This is a genomic window from Clostridium aquiflavi, from assembly GCF_031344075.1.
In the GTDB taxonomy this organism is placed as follows: Bacteria; Bacillota; Clostridia; order Clostridiales; family Clostridiaceae; genus Clostridium; species Clostridium aquiflavi.
Map to the genome: position 1 here is coordinate 44,622 of NZ_JAVJAN010000011.1, position 17,969 is coordinate 62,590.

Consider the following 17,969-nt stretch of genomic DNA (forward strand, 5'->3'; position numbering starts at 1 on the left):
ATTTTAGTCTAACATATAAACTAGTGCTTTACAACAGTATTTTTTTTATTTCGACACAATAGAACTGTTAAAATTCATAATTAAAATTATTCGCTTTTATCTTCTTTAAGTTCTTTAGTATAATCACACTCTCCATTAGAACACTTGATATATTTTCCTTTAGTTTTTGAATATTTAAGTACCATATAAGAATCACACTTGGGACATTTTTCCTTTACTGGTTCATACCAACTAACAAAAGTACATTCTGGATATCCTGAACATCCAAAGAATTTCTTTCCTCTTTTGCTTTTCTTAACAACTATAGTTTTTCCGCATTCAGGACATGGTACATCTAATTCTTCTACTATAGGTTTAGCATTCTTACATTCTGGGTATCCAGGGCATGCTAAGAACTCACCATATCGTCCTCTTTTTATTACCATCATGCGACCACATTTATCACACTTAACATCACTAACTTTATCTTCTATTACAACCTTTGATATTTCTTTTTCGGCTTTTTCTATTGCTACCTTTAGAGGTGTGAAGAATTCTTCTACTATTTTAGTCCAACTTTCACTTCCTTCTTCAACATTATCAAGCTTTTTCTCCATATCAGCTGTAAAATCTGCATCCACTATTTGAGTAAAGTATTCACTAACTATATTGTTTACTATAAATCCTAGTTCTGTTGGAATTAAGTTTTTCTTTTCACGAATAACATATGACCTGCCAACTAATGTAGATATTGTTGGTACATACGTACTAGGTCTTCCTATTCCTTTTTCTTCTAGCAATTTAACAAAAGATGCTTCTGTATATCTTGGTTGAGGCTGTGTAAAATGTTGTTTTTCATCTATAGATACAACTTTTAATTCTTCCCCTTCTTCTAAAACAGGTAATGTAACAGACTTTTCATCATCTTCATTTAAATACTCGTATATTTTCATGAATCCATCAAAATTTATTGTTGATCCTGATGCTTTAAATTTATATTCTCCATTTAGTATATCTATAGAATTTGTATTAAGTACACATGATGACATTTGACTTGCTACAAATCTATTCCAAATTAATGAATATAGTTTATATTGTTCTGAAGTTAAATTTTCTTTTGCTACTTCTGGTGTAATTTCTACGTATGTAGGTCTAATAGCTTCATGCGCATCTTGAATATTTTTCTTTCCTTTATATATTCTAGGAGCACTTGGCAAATACTCTTTACCATAAGTATTTTCAATAAATGTTTTTGCATTTTCTTGAGCTTCTTGAGATATTCTCATAGAATCTGTTCTCATATAAGTAATTAAACCAACAGTTCCATATCCCTTAATTTCTATACCTTCATAAAGAGCCTGTGCAATTGACATAGTTCTCTTAGTCATAAAATTCAACTTTTTGCTAGCATCTTGTTGAAGTGTACTTGTTGTAAATGGTGGTAATGGATTTTTAACCTTATTACCTTTTTTTATAGCCTTTATAATAAACTTATCATTTTCAAGTTCTTGTTTTATTTTATTAGCTTCTTCTTCTGTGTTAACTTCAATTTTTTTACTCTTATAAGTTGAAAGTCTTATTGGGAATTTCTTTCTATCTTTTCTTAATACACAATCAACAGACCAATATTCTTTAGGTATGAATGCTTTTATTTCTTCTTCTCTATCACAAATTAATTTTAATGCTGCTGATTGAACTCTACCTGCACTAAGACCCCATTTTACATTTTTCCATAAAATTGGGCTTATCTCATATCCAACAAGTCTATCTAATATTCTTCTAGCCTGCTGAGCATCAACTAAATCTAAATCTATACTTCTAGCTTGTTTTATAGCACCCTTTACTGCAGTTTTAGTAATTTCATTAAAAACTATTCTGCATTTTTCATTTTCAGGTATCTTTAAAATATTAGCTAAATGCCATGATATAGCTTCTCCCTCACGGTCGGGGTCAGTTGCCAAATATATTTTATCAGATTTTTTAGCTGCTTTTTTTAACTTATCTAATAATTCACCCTTACCTCTGATTGTTATATACTTGGGTGTATAATTATTCTCTATATCAACACCTAATTTGCTTTTAGGTAAATCTCTTACATGACCCATAGAAGCTTCTACAATGTAATTTTTCCCTAAATATTTACCAATTGTTTTTGCTTTTGCTGGCGACTCAACGATTACAAGTTTTTGACCCATATTTATAACTTCATAAAAAATTTTATGAAGTACTCACCCCCTAAATTTGTTTTAAATTATTTTTATATAGTAATTACCAGGAAGGCAAATTATCTCATTCTTTATTTGCATTTCAAATAATAACGCATATAAAGCCCCTCTGTCAACACAACTATTCTTAAATATGTCATCTATATGAATTGGTGCATCTGTAATCATATCTAATATTTCTCTTTTTTCTGGTCTAATTTTCATCGTTTCAATATTTATGTGATTTGTATTAAAGAATTTGTTTAAATCCTCTTTACTACTTAAAACATCACATCCATCTTTGATCAACATATTAGAACCTTTTGCTCCTTCATATAAAATAGAACCAGGCACAACCAATACATCTTTGTTTTGTTCTTGAGCTATTCTAGCAGTTATTAATGATCCACTTTTTTCACTTGCTTCTGCAACTATAACAACATCACTTAAACCACTTATTATTCTATTTCTTAATGGAAAATTATGCTTTAGAGGTTTAGTTCCTAATGGAAATTCTGAAATAATCAACCCATCTTCAATGGCTTTTGAAAATAGACCTTTATTTTCTGATGGATATACAACATCTATACCACATCCTAAAACTATAATAGTTTTTCCTCCATTTTCTAAAGCACATTTATGAGCTATGGAATCCACACCTCTTGCACCACCACTTATAAGCGTTATATTATTAGTAATAATCTCCTTTGTCAAGAGCTTTGTTACTGCTAATGCATAATTTGAACATTTTCTTGCTCCTACAATAGCTATAGATTTACCATTTATCAAATCAATATTTCCTTTATAAAATAAATAACATGGTGCTGGTGAAAGTTGCTTCAATCTCTCTTTGTATAAAGGATTAGAGTATGTTATATATCCTATACCTTCTTTATTTAATTTATTGTTTACAGATATAATTTCATAAACCAAATCATTCTTTTCAAAATTTCCAAGTTTTTTTTGTAATTTTTTATTTCTTTTTAATATATTTTCAAAATTGTTATATATATTTTCTTCTGTTTCATACTCATCTATCAAATTCATTTTTTCCTTATTGCTTATATCTAATAATATAAACCATAATTCATAGTTTAACATTTAGATTCTCCTTATATTTACTATATAATCTCTCCATCTATATTTCTTCTATAATTAAACGCTTCAATTATATGTTGCTCTAAAATTTCCTTACTGCAATCTATATCTGCTATTGTTTGTGCTAATTTAATAACTTTACTATATCCTCTCATTGATACACTAGATGTATTATAATAATGCTTTAAAATATCACTACATCCTTTACTCATCTTGCATATGTCAAATATATCTTTTCCTTTTATATCTGAATTATATTTATATCTTGTATTTTTAAATCTTTCTTCTTGAATCTCTCTAGCTTTAAGAACTTTTTCTTTCATAACTTTAGAATTGTATGAATCCTTTCTCTTTTCAATATCATCATATTTAAGTCTTGGAACAAAATTTAAGATATCCATTCTATCTAATAAAGCAGTAGAAAATTTTCTGAAATATTTTTTTGCATTATACCTAGAATATAAACCACCTTCTAATATGCTTTCATCTTTTTCTTCAATAGGATTAAATGCTCCAATAAGTAAAAAGTTGGCTGGCATTGTATAGTTCCCACTGATTCTGTCTATATTTATTTCTTTTTCTTCTAATGGCTCTCTTAATGATTCTAAAGCATCCTTTTTGAACTCTAATACCTCATCAAGAAAAAGCACTCCATTATGCGCTAAAGTTACTTCTCCAGCCTTTACTTCTTTTCCTCCTCCAATCAAAGCACTTTTAGTTGTAGTATGATGTGGAGATCTAAAAGGACGATTTATTAAAGTATTTTTTTCCATAAGACCAGATGCACTATATATTTTAGCTATTTCTAATAATTCTTTTTTAGATAGTGGTGGTAATATTGATGTTATAGCTTTAGCAAGCATTGTTTTACCACATCCTGGTTCTCCATATAATAAAATATTATGTTTCCCTGCCGCTGAAATCTCCAGGGCTCTCTTTGATGAGTATTGTCCTATTATTTCACCAAAATCCAAACTCTCTAAAATATCTTTTCTTTCAATATCACTTTTAGAAATTCTGCACGGTAATAAGTCTTTGTATGTGACATATGATATTACTTCTTTCAAACTTCTAAATGGATAATATTCGCCTTCATCGAAATAATAACTCTCTTCTAAATTTTCATAAGGAAATATAAACTTATTTTTTCTTTCTTTTATTCCTTCAATTATTATAGGTATACTTCCTTTTACTGCTTTTAATTCTCCTGATAACGATAATTCTCCAAAAATTATATAATCGTTTACTTTATTGCATTCTATTTGATTAGATGCCATAAGTATTCCTAATGCTATAGGCAAATCTAAAAGAGATCCTATCTTTCTTGTATCTGCTGGTGCTAGATTAATAGTTATTCTTCCTAGCGGAAAATCATATCCGCTATTTAAAATTGCTGATCTCACACGCTCTTTAGATTCTTTAACAGAAGTATCTGCAAGACCAACAATAGAAAATGATGGTAAGCCTTTTGATATATCAACTTCTACTTCTATTAATAATCCTTCTAAGCCATTTTGTGTGGCACTTATTATTTTTATAGACATATTAAATCACCCATTAACATTATAGACATATAAACTTTTATTAATCCTTTTAATAAAAATGATTTATTTTTTTAATTCATGTCAATAATCTTTACTATATTTTGTATATTATTATTCTTAACATAATTTTTATATTACATTTAATAAAAATTTATATATTTAAGGAGCTTATATTAATGAAAAAATTTAATAAAGACATAGGAACTTATTGCGAAAAATTATCATGTAACTACCTAATAAAGAATAATTTTAAAATACTTGAATGTAACTTTAAAAATTTTCTAGGAGAAATAGATATTATATGTATAAAAAATTCTATATTAATAATAATAGAAGTTAAAGGTAGATATAATTATGAATTTGGAGTTCCAAGAGAATCCGTATCTATAAACAAACAAAAAAACATTATAAAAGTTACAAAATCCTATATAAATTATAAAAAACTTTACAATTTTAATGTACGTTTTGATGTTATAGAAGTATATCTTAATAAACTTGATTCATCTTATAAGATTAATCATATAAAAGATGCTTTTAGAACTTAAAAATACCTTGTAAAATAATTGCCCCATTATTTTACAAGGTATTTGTCATAATATATTATTTAAAAAACTATTTCTATGTATTTCACATTTTCCATATTTTTTTAATCCATTTATATGTTTTTGAGTTCCATAACCCATATTATTTTCAAAATCATAATGTGGGTATTTAATTGAATATTCCTTCATCATATTATCTCTGTATACTTTTGCCAATATAGATGCAGCTGCAATACTTGCACTTTTAGTATCGCCCTTTATTACAAATTTATTATCTATATCTATATTCTTTACTAAGTATCCATCTGATAATACTAATTCTGGTCTTACGCTTAAATTATTGCACGAATCTAAAAAAACATTATTATTAGCAAATGCTATTCCTCTTTCATCTATTTCTTTGTTTGATGAAAGAGATATCTGATATGCCAATGCTTTTTCTTTAATTATCTCTGATAATTCTTCTCTTTTTGTATAATTTAATTTTTTAGAATCATTTAAATATAATATTAAATCTTCATCAATAACATTTAGATCTAAAATCACTGCACATGCTACAATAGGTCCTGCTAATGGTCCTCTTCCAACTTCATCAACACCTGCTATATATTTGAACTTTCCAAAAGATTTATCAAAGTCATACATAGATTTTACTCTATACATTTCTTTTATATATGAATCCAAGTGTTTTTGCATGCTCTTTCCTAAAGATGATACATTTTTTCTTTTATCATCTAATAATTTATTAATTATCATCTTTAATTCTTCAGACTTATAGCTATCTGAAATTGATATTTCTGAAGTTTTTTCTTTTATAATTTTATATGATAATTTATCTATATCTAAATCAAGTAAACTATTCATTTATTTTACCTGGACGTTCTAATGAAATTTTTCCTATTCTTCCAGCTCTAAATTCATCTAATAGTATAACAGCTATTCTATTGTAATTAATTTCTCCGCCTGAAACTAATGTACCTCTTTTTTTAGCTATTGCATTTAAAGTTTCTAATGGATCTTCAGAAACTTCATCTATTTTATATCTTTCCTTTAAATTATCTTTATAAAAGCTTTGTAATCTTTCAACAAGCTTATATGAAAGTTCTTCTATATCCATTATTTCATCTTTTATAGCACCTGTAAAAGCTAAATTTAATGCTGTTTCTTCATCTTCAAATCTAGGCCATAATACACCTGGTGTATCTAAAAGTTCTATGCCTATTGATGTTTTTATCCATTGCTTGCTTTTAGTAACTCCTGGTTTATCTCCTGTTTTAGCAATACTATTTCTAGCCATTTTATTTATAAATGTAGACTTACCAACATTAGGAATTCCAACAACCATAACTCTAGTTGTTATATTTACCATGCCCTTTGCTCTTAATCTATCATGTTTTTCTTTAAGTAAAGATAATAGCATTGGTTTTATTGCTTTTAATCCGTCTCCTTTTAAACAATTCACCTCTAATACTTTAACATCATCTTTAGTTAAATGTTTAATCCATTCTTTTGTTACTTTGCCTTCTGTTAAATCACTTTTATTTAAAAGTATTATTCTTGGCTTACCTTGTAATAAACTATCTATATCCGGATTAGCAGAACTTCTTGGTATTCTAGCATCTCTTATTTCAATAACCGCATCTACTAATTTTAAATTTTCTTTTATTTCTCTTTGAGTTTTTTTCATATGTCCTGGAAACCAGTTAATTGCCATTTCATTTCCTCCTTATGCTTATTTTTTTCTATATTAAAAGAAAAGAAGCTTAAGCTTCTAATTAATTTATTATAGAAAAAAAGAGGACTGAATCAGTCCACCTTTTAATCTAATTATCTAGTTAATAATTCTTTAACCTTTGCAGCCTTACCAACTCTATCTCTTAAGTAGTAAAGTTTAGCTCTTCTTACTTTACCTCTTCTTGAGATTTCAATCTTTTCGATTATTGGTGCATGCATTGGGAATGTTCTTTCAACACCGCATCCATAAGCAACTCTTCTTACAGTGAAAGTTTCTCTTAATCCACCGTTTTGTTTCTTAATTACAGTACCTTCAAACATTTGTACTCTTTCTCTTGTACCTTCTGTAACCTTAACATAAACTTTTACATTGTCACCAATTTTAAAGTTTGGTAGGTCAGTTCTTAATTGTTCAGCTTCAATAGCTCTTATTATTTCGTTCATTGTGCATTCCCTCCTTAAAGATAATTTGACGTTCTTAACAAAATATATATGCATGACAGAGGAACGCCCGTACTAGCACGTTTTTAATCATAACATATTTTTTTATTTGTTTCAATAAATTTTATTTGTTTTTTCTTCCCAAAAGTTTTTTATCTTCTTTTGTTAAAATAACATTTTTATATAAATCAGGTCTTCTCTTTTTAGTTAGGTCCAAAGATTGTAGTCTTCTCCATTTTCTTATGTTCTCATGATGGCCTGATAAAAGTATTTCTGGAACATGCTCCCCCTCAAACTCATATGGCCTAGTATATTGAGGATATTCTAATAAATCATCAGAAAAAGATTCATCCATAAAACTTTCTTCTTTTCCCAGTACCCCTGGTATCAATCGTAAAATAGCATCTATCACTGGAATTGCCGCCATTTCTCCTCCTGTAAGAATAAAATCACCTAATGATACTTCCATATCAATATGCTTATATACACGTTCATCTATTCCTTCATAATGCCCGCATAAAAATATCAAATTTTCTTCTTTTGAAAGATTCATTGCCATTTTTTGATTAAATGTTTTCCCTCTAGGTCCTAAGAAAACTACTTTACCATTATTACTTTCCTTAGCTTTTCTTATAGTATCTATAATTGGTTGAGGTGCCATGACCATTCCAGCGCCTCCACCATAAGGATAATCATCTACCTTTTTATGTTTATCTAACGTATAATCACGTATATTAAATAATTCTAATTCTACTATATTATTTTCCTGAGCTCTACCAATTATACTATGATTAAAAATTGAAAACATTTCCGGAAAAAGAGTAAGTATACTAATCTTCATCTTGCCACTGCCTAACTGGTTTTATTACTATTTTTTTATTATCTATATCAATATTTAAAACAATATCTTTTAAAACAGGAATTAATAATTCTTTAGGTTCCTTTATCCAATATACATCATTGCTTGGCGTACTAATAACATCAAATATTTTTCCAAGTTCCATATTATCAGTGTCATATACCATACAACCTACTAAATCAACAACATAATGAGTGTCTGCCTCTAATGCAGGAGCACTGCTTCTAAATATCTCAATATATTTTTGTTTATAAGTTTCAGCATCATTCATAGTGTCTATTCCTTCTATTTTTAAAATAACTCTATCTTTTTGGAATTTAACACTTTGTATATTTCTTTCTTTTCCATCAATTAAAACGTTTTTTAATTTTTTAAACTTATTAACATCCTCAGTTAATGGATATACTTTTACTTCACCTTTAATTCCATGAGTATTTATGATCTGCCCTACTTTAAATATCTCTTCCAAAAAATTCACATCCTTTACATAATATTTTATTTTAAATATTTAAAAAGAGTTAGGTGTAACCCTAACTCTTTTTTTTTAAATGATTTCTACTATAACTCGTTTATTTTGTTTAATGGCTACGGCTTTTACAACAGTTCTAATTGCTTTGGCTATTCTCCCTTGTTTGCCGATAACTCTACCCATATCTTCAGGAGCTACTTTTAGCTCTAAGATTATTGATTGTTCCCCAATTATCTCATTGATACTAACGGCTTCTGGATTATCAACTAGAGATTTAGCTATAAACTCAACTAATTCTTTCATAAACCTCTATAATTAATATGTACTAATTATAGAACTCACCTCCACAAAATTACTTGCTAAGACCTGCTTGAGTGAAAAGCTTCTTAACTACATCTGTTGGTTGTGCACCATCTTGTAACCATTTATTAGCTTTTTCTTCATTGATTTTAACTTCAGCTGGTTCAGTTATTGGATTGTAGTAACCAATTTCTTCGATGAATCTACCATCTCTTGGGCTTCTTGAATCAGCAACAACTATTCTATAGAAAGGTGCTTTTTTAGCTCCCATTCTTCTTAATCTAATTTTAACTGCCATTTTAATTTCACCTCCTTCAAAAGATATTATTTATTTAAAAAGGTAGTTTTCCAAACAAACCTTTTTTAGACTGCTTTTGAAGCGACTTCATTTGCTTCATATTTTTCTTCATCATATCATAACTTTTTACAAGTTTATTAACTTCTTGTATTGTTGTACCTGCTCCTCTTGCAATTCTTTTTTTTCTTGAGCTTGCAGTATTACCTGATGTAAGTAAATGAGGATTATTTCTTTCTTTTTCTGTCATAGAATGAATAACAGATTTTGTTTTGTTAATTGCATCTTCACCTTTAGATAAATCTACATTTTGAAATTCTTTAGAATTCATTCCTGGAATCATTTCTAAAATTTTATTTAGAGGTCCAAGTTTTTTCATTTGCTCTATAGCTGTTAAATAATCATTAAAATTAAATTCTTGATTTAACATTCTTTTACCTAAATCAGCTGCTTCTTTTTCATCAATAGCTGATTGAGCTTTTTCTATAAGAGACAATACATCTCCCATACCAAGAATTCTTGATGACATTCTATCAGGATGGAATACTTCAAAATCACTTAGTTTTTCGCCAGTACCTATATACTTTATTGGCTTTTCAGTGATGCTTCTTATTGAAAGAGCTGCTCCACCTCTTGTATCACCATCTAGTTTGGTAAGTATTACACCTGTTACATCTAAGTCCTTATTAAAACTTTCTGCAACATTTACTGCATCTTGACCTGTCATTGAGTCAACAACTAAAAGTATTTCAGATGGATTAACATTTTCTTTTATATCTTGAAGTTCTTGCATTAAAGCTTCATCAATATGAAGTCTTCCTGCTGTATCTATTATTATAATATTATTCCCATTATCTTTTCCATGAGCTATTCCAGCCTTTGCAATATCAACAGGATTAACTTTATCTCCCATTGAAAATACCGGAATTTCAATTTGCTTTCCAACAATCTCTAATTGTTTTATAGCTGCTGGTCTGTAAATATCACATGCAACTAATAATGGTTTCTTATTGTTTTTCCTAAGTTCAAGTGCAAGTTTACCACACATTGTAGTTTTACCGGCTCCTTGCAGACCTACTAACATAATTACTGTTGTTCCTGAGCTAGAGTAATTTATTTTACTCTCACTTCCACCCATAAGATTAGTAAGTTCTTCGTTAACTATTTTTATAACTTGTTGTCCTGGCGTTAAGCTTTCAAGAACTTCATTCCCAACACATTTTGAACTAACAGTTGAGATAAATCCTTTAACAACTTTATAGTTAACATCTGCTTCTAATAAGGCAAGCTTTACTTCTCTCATGGCTTCCTTTATATCTTTTTCAGTTAACTTTCCTTTACCTTTTAACTTTCTGAAAGTCTCCTGTAATTTTTCGCCTAAACCTTCAAAAGCCATGTTTAATTACCTCCCTATAAATTTTCTAGTTTTTCTTTAAACATTAAGTAATCTTTATCACTAACAGAATACTTCTCTTTTAGTTCTTCTAAAAAATTCATAATATATTTTTCTCTTCTCATACTCTTTTGAAGTAAGTTAAGCTTACTTTCATATGATAGAAGCTGTTTATCGCATCTTTTTATTAAATCATGAATTGCTTGACGACTTGTTTTGTTTAATTCTGCTATTTCAGCTAATGACAAATCATCATCATAATATAATGCCATAACGCTACGTTGTTTCTCTGTTAATAATGAACTGTATAAATCCATTAACATTGAAATTTCAACTCGGTCTTCCATAAGATCACCTTACCCACAAAAGAGATTTTAACAGGATTTTATATAGCTGTCAAGTATTTTTACTTAACAGTCATATTTTTTTTATTTTATTATTAAATTATTGCCTCTGCAAAACTTTCAGCATCAAATTTTTGAAGATCATCAATACCTTCTCCAACACCTATATATCTAACAGGTATATTTAAACTTTGTTTTATTGAAATTACAACTCCCCCCTTTGCAGTACCATCTAATTTAGTTAGGATTATTCCATCAATAGGACATACCTCCATAAATTGCTTTGCTTGTATTACTGCATTTTGACCTGTTGTAGCATCTAATACTAATAAAGTTTCTTTTTTAACTCCATCTAACTCTCTGTCAATAATTCTATTAATTTTTTCTAATTCATTCATTAAATTTTTCTTATTATGAAGTCTTCCTGCTGTGTCGCATATCAATAAATCTGTATTTCTTGCTTTCGATGCTTCTATAGCATCAAATACAACCGCTGCGGGATCTGATCCTTCTTGATGTTTTATCAAATCAACCTCTGCTCTTCTACTCCACACTTCTAATTGATCTATTGCTGCTGCTCTAAATGTATCTGCAGCAATAAGTAATACTTTTTTGCCATCTCTCTTATTTTTTGCTGCAAGTTTACCAATAGATGTAGTTTTTCCAACTCCATTAACTCCTATTACAAGCATTACTTTCTTTTCATCATCATTATCTTCATAATTGCCTTCTAATAATATTTCCTTTATGACTTCTTTTAATGCAGGTTTCACTTCTTGAGGATCATTAATCTTTTCTTTACGAATTTTTTTTCTTAATCTCTCAATAATATCCATTGTAGTGTCCATACCTATATCAGATGTTATTAATATTTCTTCTAATTCCTCATATAAATCTTCATCTATTGTTATAGCTATTTTTAAAGCTTCATTTATTTTATCAGTTAGTCCATCTCTTGTCTTAGTTAATCCATCTTTTAGTTTATTAAATAAATTTCCAAACAAATTTAATTCCTCCTAAAATTTTAAGTTTATATATTTCTATTATCTAATAACATCTGTAATATTTCCACCCTTATAATTATAAATTAATCACTTCTTAAGTATATAATAATGATTTAAATTTATAAATAATAAGTTTAAAGTTTTATATAAAAACATTCTTTTAAGCAAAAACACTATCTTTTATTAAGCAACCTTAGCTGGCAGTTAAATCTACTGATACAACTTTAGATACACCTTTTTCCTCCATAGTAACACCATAAATTACATCACTTACTTCCATGGTACCCTTTCTATGAGTTATAACTATGAATTGAGTGTTTTTAGAAAATTTAGTTAAGAATTCTGCATATCTATATACATTTGCATCATCTAATGCAGCTTCTATTTCATCTAATATACAAAATGGTGTTGGCTTCATCTTTAGTATTGAGAATAGTAATGCTATAGCAGATAAAACTTTTTCTCCTCCTGATAGCAAGTTTATGTTTTGAAGCTTTTTACCTGGTGGTTCAACATTTATATCAATATTAGCAGTTAACTCATCACCATCACACAAAATCAATTCAGCACTACCACCCTTAAATAACTCTCTAAAAGTTTCATTAAAAGTTACATTTAACATTTTAAAATTTTCTTTAAATAGATCTTTTATTTTAATAGTCATTTCGTAAATTACAGAATTTAATTCTTCTTTAGCACATTCTAAATCTTTTTCTTGAGAAGACATAAAATCAAATTTTTCTTTAACTTCTTCATATTCTTGAATAGATGCTAAATTTACTGTCCCAAGTGCTGTTATTTGCATCTTTAATTTCTTAGTTAATTCTTTAATTTCTTCTTCATTTTCAATTTCTTCTGCTATATCTAAAGCTTCTACATATGTCAATTCTAATTCTTCATTTAATTTTTTATAATAATTATCTTTTTCAATCTCTTTTTTAGCTTTAATAACTTCTTGTTTATTTATATCTCGTTCCTTTAAATTTATCATCTCAAACATATTAGTTATTAAGTTATCTTGTTTTAAAGAACTTTCTTTTAATTTTTCTTTTTCTAATTCCTTATATTTTAACTGTTTTTCTAGCGCCTCTATTTTAACATTATTTTCATTAGTAGCAGTCAATTTACTTTTTATATCATTTTCTAAATTTATAAGATTTTCATTACTATTATTATTTTCAATTAAAAGCGCTTTTTCTTTCACTCTTAATTCATTTAATTCTTTTTCTAATCTAATAAATTGATTTTTTTCATTTTGAATAGTTTCATCTAATGTTGCCTTATTAATTTTTATTTCCGTAATCTTATTTGTATTCTCATCTATCTCGTTATTCTTTTCTTTAATAGATTTTTCTAATTTTAAATATCTATCTTTATTGAATGTATTTTTATCTTCGATAACTTTAATTTCAGACTTTTTGTTTTCAAGATCAGAATTTAATTTATCTATATCTTTTTCAACTCTTTGGAATTCGTTTTTAGTTATCTCTAGATTATCTTTAAATTTATTAGTATCATTTTTTAATCTCTCAGCTTCACCTTGTTTTTTAGTTATTTCAATATTTTTATAGTGAACCTCATCTCTTTTATTTAATATTTCCTCATCTAATTTTTTTACGTCTTCTCTTACTTTTAAAATTTCTTTTTCTACAATAACACAACTTTTTTTAGTTGTATCAATCTTTAATAATATCTCTTCAATTTCTCTTTTTCTTCCTAGTACATTACTGTGTTTAGCATATATACTTCCTCCAGTAAGTGCACCTCCAGGGCTTATAACTTCTCCCTCTAATGTAACTATTTTATACCTGTAATTCCCATTTTTAGCTATCTGCAATGCTGAATTCATATCTTTTGCTATTATTGTTCTACCTAGTACATGATCCAATATATTTGTATATGTTGATTCATAAGAAACAATTTCACTAGCAATACCAAGATATCCTTCAATTTTAGTAATACTATTATCTAAAATCAGCTTTTTACCTTTTATTATATTTAAAGGTAAAAATGTTGCTCTACCTAAATGATGTTCTTTTAAATATTTTATTAATTTTTTAGCATTTTCTTCATTTTCAGTAATAATATTAGAAATTATTGAACCTAACGATACCTCTATTGCTATCTCGTATTTCTTATCAACTTTAAAAACTTCACCAAGAATTTTAGTATTTTTAACACTATTAATTAATCCTTTATTAATAGCTTCCATTAAATACTTAACAGATTTATTATAACCCTCATATTGTTTTTCTAAATTTTCTAATATGTTTTTATTAGCCTCTAACTTAGTTACTAAATTATTTAAATTAGTTAATTCTTTTTGCTTATTAGTTAATTTAGTCATTAATGAAGTCATAGAACTTTTATCTTTACTTATTTCTTCTTCTAATGAACCTATCTCTTTTTTATCATTAATTATCTTATTTAATAAGTTTTGATAAGTAACTCCATTTATAGCTACGTTATGCTTTATAAATTCATATGATTTTTCTAATTCAGATTTTTTCTCTTCTTTTAATAAAATTTCTTTATTTATTAAAGTTATAGAGTTCTTTGTTTCAGAATTACTTCTTAATAATTCAAATTCATCTTCTTTAAGTTTAGAAAGCTCTTTTTCCATATCATCTTGTTTTTTTGAAAGAGTTAATTTTATTTTTTCCAGACTAATAATAGCTTCATTTTTTTCCTTTTGATCTTTCAAATAATTTTCCAAATAACTATTTAAATTAGTTTTAGCTTCTTCTAATTCTTTAATCTTTAATATTACAATTTCTATTTCTTCATCGTTCTTTGAAATTTTTTCTTTCAAATTTTTAATTCTTTCCTTATTTAATTCTATATCCTTAGAATTTTCACTAATTAATTCTTTTAATTTATAATAAGCAGTTTTATCTTGTTCTGTTTCTTTTTCTAATAAATTAATATTCTCTTCTAAAAATTTCAATTCTTCCTTAAGTAAATTTAATTCTCTTTTTTTTTCATTAATAAACGTAGTCTTATTTTCTAATTCATTATCAAATTCTTTTAACTCTTCTTCTTTTATTTTTATATACTTAACTAATAATGAAACTTCGTTCTTTCTTAAATCTTCAGAAATTAAATTAAATTTCAAAGCCTTTTCTCTATCTATTCTCAATGGTTCTATACGATCACTATATGTAGATATTATGTCTCGTATTCTAACCAAATTACTATCTGTATTAGCTAACTTTTTTTCTGCCTCTTCTTTTCTACTTTTAAATTTAACTATACCTGCTGCTTCTTCTAAGAGTGCTCTTCTCTCTTCTGGTCTTCCACTTAATATAGATTCTATCTTTCCTTGTCCTATTAATGAGTATCCTTCTTTACCTATGCCTGTATCCATGAAAAGATTTATCACATCTTTAAGCCTACATTTTTTGTTATTTATTAAATACTCAGATTCCCCAGATCTAAATATTCTCCTTGACACAGTGACCTCATTATACTCTGTTGACAATTTTTCATCACTATTATCTAAAGTTAAAGACACTTGAGCTAATCCTACAGGCTTTCTATATTGAGTTCCTGCAAAGATTACATCCTCCATTTTTCCGCCCCTAAGAGTTTTAACGCTTTGTTCGCCTAAAACCCATCTAACAGCATCAGAAATGTTACTTTTCCCACTACCATTTGGGCCTACTACTGCAGTTACTCCATCGTTGAATTTTAATTCTGTCTTATCTGCAAAGGACTTAAATCCTCTTATATCTAGGGATTTTAAAAACAAGTACATCACTCCTTATAAAAATACTGCTGGTAATAATCCTATAATAAAAATTAAAATAATAAAAATAGCCATAAAAATTTTTAGCTTTTCTCTAGTTTTCTTCTTCATAAACAACACTCCTTATTTGTAATAATTTTATCTTAAAGACACGTAAATATCAATGTAATAAAATTTTAAATAAATATCAATTAAAAGGCTTTTTTATTCTTATATATTATAAACTTTTTAAAATTAAGAAATTTCATCATTTCTCATAAAAGGCTCACAGAATAAAAAGCGAGAGTTTCCTCTCGCTAATATGCAATGTTAATATTTTCTTCTTTAGTTATTAATTTTAAATTTCCTCTTGAAACTTCAAAATCTTGCTTAACTATAATATTCTTGTTTTTTATGCTATTGAAATATTTTTTCTTATTAGCATATAGTTTACTTATATCTCTAGGATTTATTCTTAATTCAACTCTTTCTTTATCTTTCACATTAGAATTAATTAAGTTTGCTATTAAGCTGCTCTCAACTAGTTCTCTAAAAGCTGGATGGAACGGGCCACTTACTATATCTGCGCCTTCATTTATGCTTTCAGTTGGTTGTAGTCCTATTCTAATTACTTGAATATTATTTTGAGTATACAATTGATACATAGATTTACTTATATCAACTGCTTCGTCTAAAGTATATGGTATATATGAACCTAATTTATACATTTTTTCCATAGGTGTATCTTTTATTACTAATGCAGGATATATTCTACAAATATCTGGTTTCATTTTTATAGATAACTTTGTTGTTAAAATATCTTTTTCAAAAGTATCACCTGGTAACCCTGGCATTATTTGATGTCCTAAAACAAAACCATATTGTTTTATTAGAGATGATGCTTTTTCTACATCTGAAACATAATGACCTCTACCTGATTTTTTTAATATTTCATCATCTAAAGATTGTACTCCAAGTTCTATTATATCAACTTTGTATTCCTTTAAATAAGTAAGTATATAGTCATCAATTGCATCAGGTCTTGTAGAAAGTCTTATTTTATCAATTAAGCCTTTATCTTTATAACCTTTGGCTATTTCTAAAAAAGCTCTTTGCTTTTCTTCTTTTACTGCTGTAAAGGTGCCACCAAAGAATGAAACTTCTATAATAGCATCTTTATTTGTTATTGTTTCTAAATAGTCATCTATTGTTTTTATTACTATATCAGTAGTTACTATATCTTTAAGTCCTGTTATTCTGTCTTGATTACAAAATACACATTTATGTGGACATCCTTCCTGCGGTACAAATATAGGGATAATATAATAATTTTTACTCATACTTTTTTTCTAACCTCTTTAAAGCTTCTCTTGCTGCATTTTGTTCAGCTTCTTTTTTGCTATATCCTTCTCCTATCCCCATAACCTTTTCATTTATAATTACATTAGTGAAAAATTTTCTTCTATGAGGCGGACCTTCATACTTTACTAAATCATATTGAATTAAAATTTCTCCATCCTTTTGTAACAACTCTTGTAATTTAGTTTTAAAATCTAATACTATTTCATTATTTATTGCTTTATTTATTATTTCTTCAAAATGAAGTAATATAAAGTCATTTACAAAACCTATTCCCTTGTCTAAATATACTGCTGCAATTACTGCTTCAACAGCATCTGCTTGTATAGACATTCTTTCTCTTCCACCAGTAAGTTCTTCACCCTTACTCATTCTTATATATTCTCCAAGACTTAACTTCTTTGCTATTTCGTAAAGTGAATTTTCGCAAACTATTAAACTTCTAATTTTAGTTAATTCACCTTCTGATTTATCTTTAAATTTATTAAAAAGATACTCTGTAATACAAAGCTGTAATACAGAATCTCCTAAAAATTCTAATCTCTCATTATATTTAGCATCTTTGAATTGATTACCAAATGAACTATGTGTTAATGCAGTCTTAATTAATGAAGGATTATTAAAATAAACTCCTAAGCGGTTTTCTATATCATTAAATTTATATCTATTCATTTATA

At 27.4% G+C, this 17,969-nt stretch carries 18 protein-coding genes; 1 reads left to right on the forward strand and 17 read right to left on the reverse strand.

Annotation, left to right across the window (positions count from 1 at the left end; translation table 11 throughout):
- Positions 1-86 precede the first annotated feature (86 nt).
- The 3 genes from topA to RGC78_RS05410 are packed head-to-tail and all read right to left on the reverse strand — an operon-like array spanning position 87 to position 4,825.
- Positions 87-2,174 carry a type I DNA topoisomerase gene (gene topA / locus RGC78_RS05400; protein ID WP_252212867.1) on the reverse strand — a complete coding sequence of 696 codons (2,088 nt, stop codon included), beginning with the start codon at positions 2,172-2,174 and terminating at the stop codon, positions 87-89.
- A 51-nt stretch (positions 2,175-2,225) separates the two neighbouring features.
- Complete coding sequence (gene dprA, locus RGC78_RS05405; protein ID WP_252212868.1) at positions 2,226-3,284, reverse strand: DNA-processing protein DprA; 1,059 nt, start codon at positions 3,282-3,284, stop codon at positions 2,226-2,228.
- 20 nt (positions 3,285-3,304) lie between these two features.
- A complete protein-coding gene (locus RGC78_RS05410; protein WP_252226275.1) occupies positions 3,305-4,825 on the reverse strand; it encodes a YifB family Mg chelatase-like AAA ATPase in 1,521 nt (506 codons plus the stop codon).
- A gap of 176 nt (positions 4,826-5,001) precedes the next feature.
- Between RGC78_RS05410 and RGC78_RS05415 the strand changes: the two genes are divergently transcribed.
- Complete coding sequence (locus tag RGC78_RS05415; protein ID WP_252212870.1) at positions 5,002-5,370, forward strand: YraN family protein; 369 nt, start codon at positions 5,002-5,004, stop codon at positions 5,368-5,370.
- A gap of 45 nt (positions 5,371-5,415) precedes the next feature.
- On the opposite strand, the gene rnhB is transcribed toward RGC78_RS05415, so the two are convergent.
- From rnhB to rnc, 14 genes are all read right to left on the reverse strand, one after another.
- A complete protein-coding gene (gene rnhB / locus RGC78_RS05420; protein ID WP_252226273.1) occupies positions 5,416-6,231 on the reverse strand; it encodes a ribonuclease HII in 816 nt (271 codons plus the stop codon).
- On the reverse strand, positions 6,224-7,081 hold the full coding sequence (gene ylqF, locus RGC78_RS05425; RefSeq protein ID WP_012424674.1) for a ribosome biogenesis GTPase YlqF: 858 nt from the start codon (positions 7,079-7,081) through the stop codon (positions 6,224-6,226). Before ylqF ends, rnhB begins: the two co-directional genes overlap by 8 nt.
- 113 nt (positions 7,082-7,194) lie before the next feature.
- Positions 7,195-7,545 carry a 50S ribosomal protein L19 gene (gene rplS, locus RGC78_RS05430; RefSeq protein WP_003371296.1) on the reverse strand — a complete coding sequence of 117 codons (351 nt, stop codon included), beginning with the start codon at positions 7,543-7,545 and terminating at the stop codon, positions 7,195-7,197.
- A 121-nt stretch (positions 7,546-7,666) separates the two neighbouring features.
- Complete coding sequence (gene trmD / locus RGC78_RS05435) at positions 7,667-8,383, reverse strand: tRNA (guanosine(37)-N1)-methyltransferase TrmD (protein ID WP_252212872.1); 717 nt, start codon at positions 8,381-8,383, stop codon at positions 7,667-7,669.
- Entirely contained in the window at positions 8,373-8,870 is a 498-nt protein-coding gene (gene rimM / locus RGC78_RS05440) for a ribosome maturation factor RimM (protein WP_252212873.1), read from the reverse strand. The genes trmD and rimM overlap by 11 nt, the downstream gene beginning before the upstream one ends.
- A 75-nt stretch (positions 8,871-8,945) precedes the next feature.
- Positions 8,946-9,173 (reverse strand): KH domain-containing protein, encoded by a 228-nt coding sequence (locus RGC78_RS05445; protein WP_003371032.1) that lies wholly within the window; start codon positions 9,171-9,173, stop codon positions 8,946-8,948.
- A 49-nt stretch (positions 9,174-9,222) separates the two neighbouring features.
- Positions 9,223-9,468, reverse strand: a complete 246-nt coding sequence (gene rpsP / locus RGC78_RS05450; protein WP_252212874.1) for a 30S ribosomal protein S16 — start codon at positions 9,466-9,468, stop codon at positions 9,223-9,225.
- Between the two features lie 34 nt (positions 9,469-9,502).
- The gene (ffh, locus tag RGC78_RS05455) at positions 9,503-10,861 is read right to left on the reverse strand and encodes a signal recognition particle protein (protein ID WP_252226269.1); all 1,359 of its coding nucleotides are present in this window, start codon (positions 10,859-10,861) and stop codon (positions 9,503-9,505) included.
- 14 nt (positions 10,862-10,875) lie between these two features.
- Entirely contained in the window at positions 10,876-11,205 is a 330-nt protein-coding gene (locus tag RGC78_RS05460) for a putative DNA-binding protein (protein ID WP_252226267.1), read from the reverse strand.
- Between the two features lie 92 nt (positions 11,206-11,297).
- A complete protein-coding gene (gene ftsY / locus RGC78_RS05465; RefSeq protein ID WP_252226265.1) occupies positions 11,298-12,206 on the reverse strand; it encodes a signal recognition particle-docking protein FtsY in 909 nt (302 codons plus the stop codon).
- Positions 12,207-12,399: 193 nt separating this feature from the next.
- Positions 12,400-15,957 (reverse strand): chromosome segregation protein SMC, encoded by a 3,558-nt coding sequence (gene smc / locus RGC78_RS05470; RefSeq protein ID WP_309556193.1) that lies wholly within the window; start codon positions 15,955-15,957, stop codon positions 12,400-12,402.
- 12 nt (positions 15,958-15,969) lie between these two features.
- The gene (locus RGC78_RS05475) at positions 15,970-16,065 is read right to left on the reverse strand and encodes a hypothetical protein (RefSeq protein WP_017826126.1); all 96 of its coding nucleotides are present in this window, start codon (positions 16,063-16,065) and stop codon (positions 15,970-15,972) included.
- Between the two features lie 185 nt (positions 16,066-16,250).
- Positions 16,251-17,273, reverse strand: a complete 1,023-nt coding sequence (locus tag RGC78_RS05480; protein WP_309556194.1) for an elongator complex protein 3 — start codon at positions 17,271-17,273, stop codon at positions 16,251-16,253.
- Entirely contained in the window at positions 17,266-17,964 is a 699-nt protein-coding gene (gene rnc / locus RGC78_RS05485) for a ribonuclease III (protein WP_252212880.1), read from the reverse strand. The genes RGC78_RS05480 and rnc overlap by 8 nt, the downstream gene beginning before the upstream one ends.
- Between the last annotated feature and the right edge of the window lie 5 nt (positions 17,965-17,969).